13 protein-coding genes are annotated in these 13,470 nt (G+C 64.1%); 3 read left to right on the plus strand and 10 right to left on the minus strand.

What is annotated here, in order from left to right; genetic code table 11:
• Positions 1–16: 16 nt before the first annotated feature.
• Positions 17–1,012, minus strand: coding sequence for a glycosyltransferase (locus QCE49_RS04195; protein WP_033536667.1), 996 nt, complete (start codon positions 1,010–1,012; stop codon positions 17–19).
• A gap of 158 nt (positions 1,013–1,170) precedes the next feature.
• Here QCE49_RS04195 and QCE49_RS04200 point away from each other — a divergent pair, with 158 nt between their 5' ends.
• Both QCE49_RS04200 and msbA read left to right on the plus strand, forming a co-directional pair.
• A complete protein-coding gene (locus tag QCE49_RS04200) occupies positions 1,171–2,448 on the plus strand; it encodes an O-antigen ligase (protein ID WP_250434310.1) in 1,278 nt (425 codons plus the stop codon).
• A gap of 142 nt (positions 2,449–2,590) precedes the next feature.
• Complete coding sequence (gene msbA, locus QCE49_RS04205; RefSeq protein WP_372492573.1) at positions 2,591–4,318, plus strand: lipid A export permease/ATP-binding protein MsbA; 1,728 nt, start codon at positions 2,591–2,593, stop codon at positions 4,316–4,318.
• Between the two features lie 35 nt (positions 4,319–4,353).
• On the opposite strand, the gene rng is transcribed toward msbA, so the two are convergent.
• From rng to upp, 9 genes are all read right to left on the minus strand, one after another.
• Positions 4,354–5,823, minus strand: a complete 1,470-nt coding sequence (gene rng / locus QCE49_RS04210) for a ribonuclease G (protein ID WP_008350634.1) — start codon at positions 5,821–5,823, stop codon at positions 4,354–4,356.
• Positions 5,824–5,830: 7 nt separating this feature from the next.
• On the minus strand, positions 5,831–6,445 hold the full coding sequence (locus QCE49_RS04215) for a nucleoside triphosphate pyrophosphatase (RefSeq protein ID WP_008350633.1): 615 nt from the start codon (positions 6,443–6,445) through the stop codon (positions 5,831–5,833).
• Between the two features lie 54 nt (positions 6,446–6,499).
• On the minus strand, positions 6,500–6,970 hold the full coding sequence (gene rlmH / locus QCE49_RS04220) for a 23S rRNA (pseudouridine(1915)-N(3))-methyltransferase RlmH (protein ID WP_008350632.1): 471 nt from the start codon (positions 6,968–6,970) through the stop codon (positions 6,500–6,502).
• 14 nt (positions 6,971–6,984) lie between these two features.
• Positions 6,985–7,437, minus strand: a complete 453-nt coding sequence (gene rsfS / locus QCE49_RS04225; protein ID WP_008350631.1) for a ribosome silencing factor — start codon at positions 7,435–7,437, stop codon at positions 6,985–6,987.
• Positions 7,438–7,439: 2 nt separating this feature from the next.
• A complete protein-coding gene (locus QCE49_RS04230) occupies positions 7,440–8,117 on the minus strand; it encodes a nicotinate-nucleotide adenylyltransferase (RefSeq protein WP_008350630.1) in 678 nt (225 codons plus the stop codon).
• A complete protein-coding gene (hemF, locus tag QCE49_RS04235) occupies positions 8,108–9,067 on the minus strand; it encodes an oxygen-dependent coproporphyrinogen oxidase (protein WP_008350629.1) in 960 nt (319 codons plus the stop codon). Before hemF ends, QCE49_RS04230 begins: the two co-directional genes overlap by 10 nt.
• 133 nt (positions 9,068–9,200) lie before the next feature.
• Entirely contained in the window at positions 9,201–10,502 is a 1,302-nt protein-coding gene (gene purD, locus QCE49_RS04240) for a phosphoribosylamine--glycine ligase (RefSeq protein ID WP_008350628.1), read from the minus strand.
• Positions 10,503–10,768: 266 nt separating this feature from the next.
• Positions 10,769–11,497 (minus strand): YebC/PmpR family DNA-binding transcriptional regulator, encoded by a 729-nt coding sequence (locus QCE49_RS04245; protein WP_008350627.1) that lies wholly within the window; start codon positions 11,495–11,497, stop codon positions 10,769–10,771.
• Between the two features lie 318 nt (positions 11,498–11,815).
• Entirely contained in the window at positions 11,816–12,469 is a 654-nt protein-coding gene (gene upp, locus QCE49_RS04250; protein ID WP_008350624.1) for a uracil phosphoribosyltransferase, read from the minus strand.
• Between the two features lie 212 nt (positions 12,470–12,681).
• On the opposite strand from upp, the gene QCE49_RS04255 reads away from it, so the two are divergent.
• Positions 12,682–13,461: an SDR family oxidoreductase gene (locus QCE49_RS04255; protein ID WP_008350622.1), complete on the plus strand. Its 780-nt coding sequence runs from the start codon at positions 12,682–12,684 to the stop codon at positions 13,459–13,461.
• Positions 13,462–13,470 lie beyond the last annotated feature (9 nt).

Here is a 13,470-nt window from a genome sequence, read left to right on the forward strand (position 1 = left end):
CGCGACGCTCGCGCGCTCATCCGCGCACATGCCACTTCACGAAGAAGAACGGGGAAAGCAGCCACGGACACGTCGCATAGACGAACATTTTGACGCGAAAGCCGAAGTCCACGTCTTTCGACGCCATGACGAGCGCGAGCTTGCGCGCGAGCGAGCGCTCGCCGAACATCGCGCTGACATAGCTTTCGCGCGCGGACTTCTTCGCGAGCAGCGCGCGCATCGGGCCGCCGACGCCCACTTTCTCGGCATCGCTCACGAGCTGGCTCGTTTCGCCCGTACCGTTGACGTTCGCCAGCTTGATGCGCGCGACGAAATCCGCGGGCGTGCGCCATTTGCGCTTTCTCGACAGTCCGCCGCGCCGGTACTGCACGAGCGGTTCATGCAGCGTATGAGCGCCGTGACTCATGATCGCGCGAAACGTCATGATCTGGTCCTCACCGTAGATGCCGGGCGCGATCGGCCCGAATTCGTTGAAGAGACGCCGCGCCCAGGCATGCGCCGCGCCGACGACGTGCGGCCGGTTCCGCGACCAGTCTTCGAAGCTGCGGTAGCCGTCGAGGTCGGTCACGCGCAGCACGCCGTGCGCATTGCCGTCGGCGTCGATATCCTGCAGGTCCGTCGCGACGAGGTCGTAGCGCCTGTCGCTCGCGAGCCAGTCGCGCATCACGCGCTCGACGCGCTCGGGGCGGGAGATATCGTCTCCCGCCGCGATGAAGAGCATTTCCCCCGATGCGCGTGCCGCGAGCGCGCTCAGATGCGCGCTGATGCCGAGATTCTTCTCGTTGCGATAGAGGCGCACGGTGTGCGGGCCGCGATAATCGCGCACGCAGCGTTCGGCGACAGAGAAGGTGCCGTCGGCGGAGGCGTCGTCGGAAATGAGGATTTCGAGCGGCGTCCAGGTTTGGGCCAGCGCGCCGCGGATGGCGTCGGCGACGGTTTCTTCCTGATTGAACGTGATGAGCAGGAGGCTGGCGAGCGGTGCGTCCGGCTCTGTTTTAGGTGTCGCTGGCATTTCGGATTCACAACGCATGGAATGACCGGCATGCCTTCCCGGCGCGAGTCAGGCGTTCCGTGAGCGAAGAGCGTGCCAGGCGGCAACGGCTATAATATCGCGGGTTTTCGGGGCGCGCGACCGGAACGGCCGGTCGAACCCATGTCAGGTTCATCGATTTGGAAAAAATTCTGCGTTATGTCATCGCCGGCATGGTTTTGCTGGCGCCCGCGACCACACTGATCGTGCGCGGTGGAACCGGTTACTGCTTTTTCCTGTTGCTCGCTATTGCGCTCTTTGCCGGATTCAGCAAGCCGTTTCGGCTGAAGGGCCGTCTGCTCGTCACCGCTTATCCGTGGTACACCGCAGCCATGCTGTGCTTCATGGTTTATCTGCCGCTGCAACAGGCGATCGAAGGCTACTATCTGCCGCGTGAATTCGACGGCCTTTCGCGTCTGGCGCTGAGCCTGCCTATTTTTCTGCTGCTCGTGAATCTCCCGGTCCGCTACCTGAAGGCGCTCGGCTGGGGTTGCGCGCTGGGCGCGATCGGCGCGGGCCTCTGGGCCGTCGACAGCAACCTGCACATGACGATCAACGATCTCAATCGTCTCGGCAACGACTATACGAATCCGATTCCCTACGGCAATACGGCGCTCCTGCTCGGCTTTCTCTCAGTGATGACGATGCGCTGGGACGACTACCCCAACGTGCTCGTAAAACGCGTCGGTATTGCGATCAAGCTTCTGGGGCTCGCGGGCGGCGTGTATGCATCCTACTTGTCCGGCACGCGCGGCGGATGGCTCGCGATCCCGCTGTTCCTCGTGCTGTGCTCGCTCAATTTCGGCTGGATCAGGCGGCGGCGACATTGGCTCGCCGCGTTGCTGGTCGCGATCGTGGCGATGTCCGCCTTGCTCGCGTCGCCGCTCGGCCGCGAACGCGTGATGGCGACGCGCTCGGATCTCGTGATGCTTTCGGAAGGCTCGGGCGCCTACAGTTCCATCGGTGCACGTTTGCAGCTCTGGCGCGCGTCGATCCATCTGTTCGAGGCGCATCCGCTGCTGGGCGTCGGTAAGGGGCATCTGGAGGCGTCGCTGAAAGAGATGGCGAACAAGGGCGAAGTTCCGGGTTTCATCGTCAATCAGCGCGCGCATAGCGAGTTCTTTTCGACGATATCCGAACTCGGCGCGGTGGGCGTCGTCTGTCTGGCCTTGCTCTACTTCGGGCCGCTTCTGTATTTCGTGCGCTATCGGAAATCGCCGCAACGGGACGTTTCGACGGCCGCCTATTGCGGGATCGCGGTGTCGGGGTCGGTTATCATCTTCGGTTTGAGCATCGACGTGTTCACGGTGGTGATGAGCACGGCGCTCATCGCGCTTTTCTGGGCCGTGCTGCTCGCGGTCATCACACACGACACGCGCCAGCCGCAAGGCAACCCGGGCCGCGGTCCGATCGGCTGATCGGCGAGCCGTCCTGGCTGATGACCAAACCAACAAACCTTGCGCGACAGGCGATTCCGGCGCCGTGCGAAGTGGAGATACGCTCTTGAACAACCAGGCAAGTTTGCGCAAACCGATCGGCGGCGAGGAAAGCAGCTCGCCCATGGCCGTCATGAAACGGCTATGGCCGTATATCCGTCCGCTGCTCGGCATGGTGATGCTAGGCCTGCTGACGATGGGCATCGTCGCCGCGACCGAGGCCGGCATTCCGATGTTGCTCAAGCCGCTGCTCGACCATGGTTTCGGCTCGAAGAGCAGCGATCATGCGAAATGGCTCGTGCCCGCAGCGGTCATCGGCCTTGCGCTGGTGCGCGGCGGGGCACAATACGCATCGGGCTATTTTCTCTCCTACGTGACGAACAAGATCCTGCTGCAACTGCGGCTCGAAATGTTCCAGCGCATGATCCATACGAGCGCGGGCTTCTTTCAGCGCGAAACCGCGAGCACGGTCATCAACGCGATCGTCTTCGAGGTCAATCAGATCCTGAGCGTGCTGCAGAGCGTGGTCGTGACGCTCGTGCGCGATTCGCTCACGGTCGTGTTCCTGCTCGGCTATCTGTTCATCCTCAACTGGCGGCTCACGCTGATCGTCGCGGTGATCCTGCCGGCGATCGGCTGGCTCGTCAGCAAGATCAACCGCCGGCTGCGGCGCCTGAATCGCGAGCATCAGTCGTTGACGAACGATCTGTCGTATATCGTCGAGGAGACGGTCGGCGGCTACAAAGTCGTCAAGGTGCACAACGGCGAGCCGTACGAAATCGACCGCTTCACGGAGATGAGCCAGCGGTTGCGCGGCTACTCGATGCGCATGCAAGTCTCGGGTGGTCTCGCGCAGCCGCTTACGCAGTTTCTCGCATCGATCGCGCTCGCCATCGTCATCACGATCGCGGTCGTACAATCGGCCAACGATCAGACGACGGTCGGCGGCTTCGTCGCGTTCGTCACGTCGATGCTGCTCGTGATCTCGCCGCTCAAGCATCTGATCGACATCAATCAGCCCTTGCAGCGCGGCATGACGGCGGCCGAGCTGATCTTCGGCCTGATCGACGAGCCGGCCGAGCCCGCTGGCGGCGGCCGGCGTCTCGAACGCGCGCGCGGCGAAGTCGAATTCCGCGACGTGTCGTTCAGCTATGGCTCGGTCGACCGGCCGACGCTCGATCGCGTGTCGTTCAAGGTCGCGCCGGGCGAGATGGTCGCGCTCGCGGGCCCCTCTGGTAGCGGCAAGACGACGCTCGTGAATCTACTGCCGCGCTTCTTCGATCCGCGCGCCGGCCAGTTGCTCGTCGATGGCGTGCCGATCAGCGAGTACAACCTGCACGACCTGCGCGGCCAGCTCGCGATGGTCAGCCAGGACGTCGTGCTCTTCAACGATACGATCGCCGCGAATGTCGCGTACGGGCAGACGCCGGACCCCGAACGCGTGATGTCGGCGCTGACGGCGGCGAATCTCGCGGATGTCGTCGCGTCCTTGCCGGACGGAATCAACACGCTCGTCGGCGGCAACGGCATGCGTCTGTCGGGCGGGCAGCGCCAGCGTCTCGCGATCGCGCGCGCGATCTACAAGGACGCGCCGATCCTGATTCTCGACGAGGCGACCTCGGCGCTGGACTCGGAATCGGAGCGGCACGTGCAGTCGGCGCTCGAGACGCTGATGAAAGGACGCACGACGCTCGTCATCGCGCACCGGCTGTCGACGATCGAGCGCGCCGACCGCATCCTCGTGATGGAAGCGGGGAAGATCGCGGAGCAGGGCAGTCATGCGGAGTTGCTGCGCAAGGACGGCTTGTACGCGCATCTGCATCGGATTCAGTATCAGCAGCAGGCGGCGTGAGGCAGTCGGCCTCGCTCGAATGACTTTGGGCGAGGCTACATCAACACGATGTCGTATTGCTCTTGCGACAAATTACTCTCCACCTGCAGCGAAACCGGCTTCCCGATGAAGTCCATCAGCATCGCCAGATGCTGCGATTCCTCTTCCAGAAACAGATCGATCACCTGCTGCGAAGCCACCACGCGAAACTCGCGCGGATTGAATTGCCGCGACTCGCGCATGATTTCGCGCAGCACGTCGTAGCAGACGGTGCGCGGCGTCTTCACCTGACCTTTGCCCTGACACACCGGACACGGCTCGCACAGCACGTGAGCCAGTGACTCGCGCGTGCGCTTTCGCGTCATCTCGACGAGCCCGAGCTGCGAAAAGCCATTCACGGTCACGCGCGTTCTGTCGCGCGAGAGCGCCTTCTTCAGCTCGCCCAGCACCTGATCGCGATGCTCGACATTCTCCATGTCGATGAAATCGATGATGATGATCCCGCCGAGATTCCTCAAACGAAGTTGCCGCGCGATCGTATGCGCAGCTTCGAGATTGGTCTTGAAGATCGTGTCGTCGAAGTTGCGCGCGCCGACATACCCGCCCGTATTCACGTCGATGGTCGTCATCGCTTCGGTCTGGTCGATCATCAGATAGCCGCCCGACTTCAGATCGACGCGCCGCGACAGCGCCCGCTGAATCTCCGCCTCGATGTTGTACAGATCGAAGAGCGGCCGCTCGCCGGTGTAATGATGCAGACGCGACGCCACCGCCGGCGTGAACTCCGCGGCGAAATCCGCGAGCATTTGAAACGTCTCGCGCGAATCGACCTGAATACGCGTGGTTTCGTCGTTGACGAAATCGCGCAGCACGCGTTGCGCGAGGTTCAGATCCTGATAGAGCAGCGTGGTGGGCGGCACGCGCTGCGCTTGCGCGACGATCGTCGCCCAGGTCTTGCGCAAGTACGCCACGTCGGCCGCGAGTTCTTCGCTCGTCGCGTCTTCGGCGATGGTCCGCACGATGTAGCCGCCTTTCTCGTCGGCGGGCAGGACGGCGGTCAGTCGCGCGCGCACGGCCTCCCGCTCCGCTTCGCTCTCGATCTTCTGGGAGATGCCGATATGCGGCTCCTGCGGCAGATACACCAGCGTGCGTCCCGCGATGCTCACCTGCGTCGACAGGCGCGCGCCCTTGGTGCCGATCGGGTCTTTCACGACCTGCACCATCAGCGACTGACCTTCGAAGACGATCTTTTCGATCGGCGTATGCGGCTGTGAGTTATGCGGCTCGCCCGCGATGCGCGGATGCCAGATATCCGCCACATGAAGAAACGCGGCGCGCTCGAGACCGATGTCGATGAACGCGGACTGCATGCCCGGCAGCACGCGCACGACCTTGCCGAGATAGACGTTGCCGACGCGCCCGCGCGAAAGCGTGCGCTCGACGTGAAGCTCCTGAACGGCGCCTTGCTGAACCAGTGCGACGCGGCTTTCCTGGGGTGTGACGTTGATCAGGATTTCTTCGTTCATGGCCTGTTTAGAATGCGACGCGCGCCAGGCGCAAGAGAGCAGCGGTTTCGAAAAGGGGCAGACCCATGATACCCGAATAGGACCCGTCGATTCGCTCGATGAACTCGGCCGCGCGGCCCTGAATGCCGTACGCGCCCGCCTTGCCGAGCGGCTCGCCCGATGCCGCGTAGCGTTGCAGCGCAGCACGGTCGACGTTCGAAAAACGCACTTGCGAGCGCGAGAGCGCGGGTTCCAGCAACGCGCCATCGGCATCGACGACGGCGAGCGCCGTCAGCACTTCATGCTCGCGGCCTGCGAGGCGTTCGAGCATCGCGACGGCGTCTTCTTCGTGAAGCGGCTTGCCGAGAATCAGCCCGTCGATGGTGACGGTCGTATCGGCGACGAGAATCGGCGCGGACGCGAAGCCGCCAGCGAGCAATCGCGCGCGCGCGGCCTTTGCCTTTAACGCGCACACGCGCACGACGTACGCATCGGCGGCTTCGCCGGGCAACTCGGCTTCGAGCGCTTCGGCGTTTTCATCGGCACGGGGAAGAAGGAGTTCGAACTGCACGCCCAGTTGAAGAAGCAACTCCTGGCGGCGTGGGCTTTGCGAGGCGAGATAAACGTAGGGATGAGTCGGCATCGTGATGTGGATTCGAATGACGCGCGGGGCATTCGATCCAGCGTCGAAGCACCCTCAAGCGCGATGATAGGGATGATTCTGCGTGATGCTCCACGCGCGGTAAAGCTGTTCGGCGAGCAGCACGCGCACCATGCCATGCGGCAACGTCAGGCTCGAAATGCGCAGCATCAGTTCCGCGCGCGATTTCACCTCCGGATGCAGCCCGTCCGCGCCGCCGATCACGAACGCGACGTCGCGCCCGTCCTGCTGCCAGCCGGGCAGGGCGTTCGCGAGTTGCATCGTGGTCCAGTCGCGGCCGCGTTCGTCGAGTGCGACCACGCGCGCGTTCTTCGGCAAGGCGGCTTCGATGCGCTGCTTTTCGGCCGCCATCACGCTCTCGGCATTGCGTCCCGACGAGCGCTGTTCCGGCTTGATCTCTTTGAGCTCGATGCGCAGTTCGGGCGGCATGCGCTTCGCGTATTCGTCGAAGCCATTCGTGATCCAGTCGGGCATCTTGTGTCCGACGGCGAGGATGACCAGCTTCATGAAACGAAGCGGTGTCAGTGCTTGCGCACGGTCTTCCGCGCGGGACGTTTGACGGCGGGCGCGTCGTCTTCGTCGTCCTCGTCTTCATCGGCGGTGACGCTCGCGCCGCCGAACATGTTCGGCCTTTGGAGCTTCACGCGCACGGGCTTGTCGCCCCAGACTTCCTCGAGGTTGTAGTACTGACGCAGAGCGGGTTGCAGGATGTGCACGACCGCGTCGCCGCAGTCGACCAGCACCCATTCGCCGATCTCTTCGCCTTCCGTGCTGACGATGTCGCCGCCCGCTTCCTTGACCTTCTCGCGCACGCTGTTGGCGAGCGCCTTGGTCTGGCGGTTGGACGTGCCGCTCGCCACGACCACGCGGTCGAAAAGCGACGTCAGATGGGTCGTGTTGAACACTTTGATGTCTTGCGCCTTGACGTCTTCGAGACCGTCGATGATCGCGCGTTGCAGCTTCTGAAGTTCCATAGTTACGATGTCTGGTACAGGTGATGTTGAACAATATAGTCCCATACGGCGGATGGGACCTGCGCGCGGGCGTCGGTCGCACCGTTCATCGAACGCGCTTCTTCGCGGATCGCCGTGGCGGATACGTCGAGTAGCAGCATTTCGTCGATGTGCATGTGACCGTGCGGACTCCCGCGCAAAACGTCGGGCGATGCGCGGCGCGCTTCGAATTCGGCCGCGACCGGGGCGGGCAGCGTCGCGACGTCGAAGCCGGCGCGCGTTTCCACGCAAATGTGCGCGTAGTCGAAGAGCCGCTTCCACTGATGCCACGAATCGAGCTTGACCAACTGGTCCGCGCCCATCAAGAGCGTGATCGACGCGTCCGCGCCTTCGCGCTCGCGCCAGTGCGCGAGCGTGTCGACGGTGTACGTGTCGCCGTGGCGGTCGATCTCATCGGTGGCGACGACGATCTGCACGCCATCGAGCGAAAGCGATGCCGCCGCCGCACGCGTCATCGCCAGCCGATGCTCCGGCGCCGATACGCCCGCCTTCTGCCACGGCTGTCCGGCGGGCAGCAGTACGAGCTCGGTCAGTTGCAGCAACTCGACGAAGCGCCGCGCGAGCGCGAGATGCCCGTTGTGGATCGGATCGAATGTGCCGCCGAGCAGGCCGACGCGCTTGGCGCAGGGCGTCACAGCCATTCCCGGCGCACCAGAAAGTCTTCGTACAGCCGCGCTTCCGGCGTGCCGGGCGCGGGCTTCCAGTCATAGCGCCAGTTCGCGACGGGCGGCATCGACATCAGAATCGATTCGGTGCGTCCGCCGCTTTGCAGGCCGAAGTGCGTGCCGCGGTCGAACACGAGATTGAACTCGACATAACGCCCGCGCCGATACGCCTGAAACTCGCGCTCGCGCTCCGTGTAGGGCGTGTCGCGGCGTCGTTCGATGACCGGCAGATACGCCTTCAGGAACGCATCGCCGACGCTTCGCATCATCGCGAACGAGCGCTCGAAACCCGGCTCCGAGAAATCGTCGAAGAAAATTCCGCCGATGCCGCGCTGCTCGTTGCGATGCTTCAAATAGAAGTACTCGTCGCACCAGGTCTTGAAACGCGGATACAACTCCGCGCCGAACGGATCGAGCGAATCGCGGCAAACCTGATGGAAATGCCGCGCGTCTTCCTCGTAGCCGTAGATCGGCGTGAGATCCATGCCGCCGCCGAACCAGAAGATCGGCGCTTCGCCGTCTTTGGTCGCCGTGAGCATACGCACGTTCATGTGCACGGTCGGGCAGTGCGGATTGCGCGGATGCATGACGAGCGAGACGCCGAGCGCCTCGAAACCGCGTCCGGCGAGTTGCGGACGCGCCGCGCTCGCCGAGGGCGGCAGCGCGTCGCCTTGCACATCCGAAAAGCCGATGCCGCCGCGCTCGAAGAATCCGCCGCCTTCGAGGATGCGCGTCACGCCGCCGCCGCGCAGATGCGCGCCGGGCTCGCGGGTCCAGGCGTCGGTAGCGAAGGCGGTGCCGTCGAAGGCGCCGAGCGCATCGGCGATGCGCGTCTGCAGGCCCCTCAGATAATCGCGAACGGCGGCGATATCGTGGGCTGCGTCGGATTGTGTGCGTTGTTCCGCGCTGCGGTTCGGTTCACTCATCGATTGCTGCGTGCGCCCCTGTGGGCGGCCTTGAATGGCAGGGGTTAACCCTTCGTATCGAAACTCTCAAAAGCACGCTGCCGGACACGAGGTCCGGCAGCGCGGGTGCTTGGGCGGCGTGCGCCGCGCCGTGTCAGTGCTTGTCGCCGGGTTTTTCCGCCGTCTGCTTGCGATTCAGCGCGCGATAGCCGATGTCGCGCCGATACTGCATGCCGTCGAACGAGATCTGGTTGACTGTATCGTAGACCACGGATTGCGCGCCGCGCACGGAATCCGCCAGGCCGACGACGCACAGCACGCGCCCGCCCGAGGTCGTGAGCTTGCCGTCGGTGAGCGTCGTGCCGGCATGGAAAGTGACCGAATTCTCGGTTTCCGCGGGAATGCCGCTGATGCGGTCGTCCTTGCGCGGCGTATCCGGATAGTTATGGGCCGCGAGCACCACGCCGAGCGCGGTGCGGCGGTCCCAGTCCAGATCGACGGTGTCGAGCTTGCCGTCGATCGCCATTTCCACGACCTTCGAGAAATCGCCCTTCAGGCGCGCCATGATCGGCTGCGTCTCGGGGTCGCCCATGCGGCAGTTGAATTCCAGCGTTTTCGGATTGCCGTTCGCGTCGATCATCAGGCCGGCGTACAGGAAACCGGTAAAGCGGATGCCTTCGCTTTCCATGCCGCGCACCGTCGGCTGGATGATTTCGCGCATCACGCGCGCGTGCAGTTGCGGCGTGACGATCGGCGCGGGCGAGTACGCGCCCATGCCGCCGGTGTTCGGGCCCTTGTCGCCGTCGAGCAGGCGCTTGTGGTCCTGGCTCGACGCGAGCGGCAGGACGTGCTTGCCGTCGACCATCACGATGAAGCTCGCTTCCTCGCCCGCCAGAAACTCCTCGATCACCACGCGCGCGCCGGCGTCGCCGAGCTTGTTGTCGGCGAGCATCGAATCGACGGCGGCGTGCGCTTCTTCCAGCGTCATCGCGACGACGACGCCCTTGCCGGCGGCGAGGCCGTCCGCCTTGATGACGATCGGCGCGCCTTTGGCGTCGATGTAGGCGTGCGCGGCGGCGAGCTCGGAAAACGTCTCGTATTCGGCGGTCGGAATGTTGTGGCGCTTCATGAACGCCTTCGCGAAGTCCTTCGAGCTTTCGAGCTGCGCGGCTTCCTTGCTCGGGCCGAAGATTTTCAGCCCGCGCGAACGGAACAGATTGACGATGCCCGCGGCGAGCGGCTGTTCCGGCCCTACGAGCGTGAACGCGACATGTTCCTTCTCGACGAAATCGGCGAGTTCCGCCGGATCCGTGATGTCGACGTTGCGCAGGCGCTCGTCCTGCGCGGTGCCGCCGTTGCCCGGCGCGACATAGACGATCTGCACGCGCGGCGATTGCGCGAGCTTCCAGGCCAGCGCATGTTCGCGGCCGCCGGAACCGACGACGAGTAACTTCATGTGAATCCCCGAAATCCTGACAAAAAGCGGCTTGAGAAAAAGCGGCGGGCGCATCGACCGTAAAGCGCGCGTATGACACTCGTCATGGCGTCGCGAAGGCGGCTCGCGCTGACATCGGCTGCGTCACGCGCCTTCCTCGGGCGATGCCGCGCCGCGAAGGCCGTGCGGCGCTGCTCCGGCATGGCAGCCGAAGCGAAAGATGTTCCATGCGAGGCCGCGGCGGACTTCGATGCCGCCGCGCCCCTGCGCTACGAAGCTCGGAAAGCTCAGTCTTCGTTGATCGCGGCGTTTGTATAGACTTCCTGCACGTCGTCGAGATTTTCGAGCGCGTCGAGCAGTTTTTGCATTTTCACTGCGTCGTCGCCGCTGAATTCGACTTCCGTCTGCGGTTTCATCGTCACTTCGGCGAGTTCCGCCTTGAAGCCCGCGGCTTCGAGCGCGTCCTTCACCTTCTGGAAATCGTTCGGCGGGCAGACCACTTCGATGCTGCCGTCCTCGTTCGTCACGACGTCGTCGGCGCCGGCTTCGAGCGCGGCGTCCATCAGCTTGTCTTCCGGCGTGCCGGGCGCGAACAGGAACTGGCCGACGTGATCGAACATGAACGACACCGACCCGTCCGTGCCCATGTTGCCGCCGAACTTCGAGAACGCGTGGCGCACTTCCGCGACGGTGCGGGTGCGGTTGTCCGTCATCGTGTCGACGATGATCGCCGCGCCGCCGATACCGTAGCCTTCGTAGCGGATTTCCTCGTAGTTCGCGCCATCGACGCCGCCGGTGCCGCGCTGGATCGCGCGGTTGATGTTGTCCTTCGGCATGTTGGCGTCGTAGGCCTTGTCGACGGCGAGGCGCAGGCGCGGGTTCGAATCGATCTCGCCGCCGCCCATGCGCGCCGCGACCTGGATTTCCTTGATGAGGCGCGTCCACACCTTGCCTTTCTTCGCGTCGGCCGCGGCTTTCTTATGCTTGATGTTGGCCCATTTCGAATGACCCGCCATTACCTTTCTCCATCGCGCGCGGACCTGCCGGGCGCCTAGTGTGCTGTCGTGCTGAATGTGTCTGTCTGCCGCGCGCTGCTCGGCCGCGGTCGGGTTCGCTCGGGGATCGTTTCGATCCGGCCTGACCCGAATAGGAACAGACCGAAATTTTAGCATGGCGTCGTGCGCTCTCAATGCCGTGTGGCACGGGCCGGAACGCGAAAATCGGCGCAAACCGTGCGAAATTCCGTCGAATCGCGTGGAATTCGCGCGAACGAAGCCGTAAACGCAAACCGCCGCGCAGAATCGCGCGGCGGCTGGAATGGTTCCGGCGAACGCTTAATTCCTCGTGCCGAAGAGACGGTCGCCCGCGTCGCCGAGACCCGGAACGATATACGCATGCTCGTTCAGATGCGAATCGAGCGACGCGACATACAGCTTCACATCCGGATGCGCGTCCTGGAACACCTTCACGCCCTCGGGCGCGGCGACCAGTGCGACGAAAATGATGTTTTCGGCTTGCACGTTGCGGCGCTTCATCACGTCGACGGCGTGCACCGCCGAGTAGCCCGTCGCGACCATCGGATCGCACAGAATGAAGACGCGCTCTTCGAGATCGGGCGGCAGACGCACGAGATACTCGACCGGACGATGATCGTCCGCGCGATACACGCCGATATGCCCGACACGCGCCGAGGGCACGAGATCCAGCAGGCCGTCCGACATGCCGATGCCCGCGCGCAGCACCGGCACGATCGCGAGCTTCTTGCCGGCGATCACCGGCGCGTCGATCCCGACGAGCGGCGTTTCCACGCGCTTGGTCGTAAGCGGCAGATTGCGCGTGATTTCGTAGCCCATCAGCAGCGTGATTTCGCGCAGCAGCTCGCGGAACGTGCGCGTCGACGTGTCCTTGTCGCGCATGTGAGTGAGCTTGTGCTGGATCAGCGGATGATCGGTGATGAAGAGATTGGGAAAGCGGCTGTCTTGTTTCATGGGTCTCGCGCGCGGCGCGTCCTGCTCGTGTGATGTTCTGCCTCTGACGCTCGGGGAGCGGACAGTGGCGACAGTTTACCCAAAAGCCCGCGCACGCCTAAGAAGATTCGCGCGGGCCTTGGCGTTTCCGCCGCCGACGTTGCTGCCCCGATTCTTCTAGAATTGCGCGAAGACGTCACGATCTGTGACGAAAGACAACTGGAGGAAAGACGATGGATATGGGAATCGCGGGCCGCACCGCGTTGGTATGCGCGGCGAGCAAGGGCCTGGGACGCGGCTGCGCCGAAGCGCTCGCCGCCGAAGGCGTGAATCTCGTCATCACCGCGCGCACGGCGGAAACGCTCGAAGCGACGGCAGCGCACATCCGCTCGACTTACGGCGTCACCGTGACGACCGTCGCGGGCGACATCACGACGCCCGAAGGCCACGCCGCCGCGCTCGCCGCCTGTCCCGCGCCGGACATTCTCGTCAACAACGCGGGCGGGCCGCCGCCGGGCGACTTCCGCACTTTCACGCACGAGATGTGGATCAAGGCGCTCGAAGGCAACATGCTGACGCCGATCGAGCTCATCAAGGCGACCATCGACGGGATGATCGAGCGCGGCTTCGGGCGCGTCGTGAACATCACGAGTTCGTCGGTGAAGGCGCCGATCGACGTGCTGGGTCTCTCGAACGGCGCGCGCTCGGGCCTGACCGGTTTCGTCGCCGGCGTCGCGCGCAAGGTCGCATCGACGGGCGTCACGATCAACAATCTCCTGCCGGGCACGTTCGACACCGACCGTATCGCCGTGACGATGGAAGCGCAGGCGAAGGCGCAGAACATTTCGATCGACGAAATGCGGGCGCGCCGTGCGCAAAGCCTGCCCGCGGGCCGCTTCGGCACATCGGAGGAATTCGGCAAGGCATGCGCGTTCCTCTGCAGCGTGCATGCGGGCTACATCACCGGTCAGAATCTGCTGATCGACGGCGGCGCTTATCCCGGCACCTACTGAGACGGAGCC

It is taken from the genome of Caballeronia sp. LZ008 (assembly GCF_031451435.1).
In the GTDB taxonomy this organism is placed as follows: domain Bacteria; phylum Pseudomonadota; class Gammaproteobacteria; order Burkholderiales; family Burkholderiaceae; genus Caballeronia; species Caballeronia zhejiangensis.